The sequence below is a fragment of the Bacillus sp. SIMBA_005 genome (assembly GCF_046535585.1).
In the GTDB taxonomy this organism is placed as follows: domain Bacteria; phylum Bacillota; class Bacilli; order Bacillales; family Bacillaceae; genus Bacillus; species Bacillus pumilus.
Map to the genome: position 1 here is coordinate 1 of NZ_JAWRWI010001128.1, position 238 is coordinate 238.

The window sequence follows — 238 nt, forward strand, 5'->3', positions numbered from 1 at the left end:
GTTGGGCGGCAGCCGGCGCTGCAGGTGGATCGCGTTTAACGTCGCCTCGTGGGTCTGGCCCAGCACGCCCATCGTTTCGGCCGCGTAGTAGGCGCGCGGGAAATTGTCGGCTTCCTGGAACACGGCCGGCACCGCGACGAAGGCCACGTCGGACGGCTGCTTGGCCTTCCACGCGTTGACCAGCGGTTCGAACGCGGCGCAATGGCCGCACCAGTAGGCGAAGACCTCGGCGACTTCG

General features: G+C 68.1%; 1 protein-coding gene. It reads right to left on the reverse strand.

The window, feature by feature from the left end; all coding sequences use genetic code 11:
* On the reverse strand, nucleotides 1–238 hold a 238-nt coding region (locus tag SB660_RS23635), incomplete at both ends, for a thioredoxin domain-containing protein (protein ID WP_410585028.1).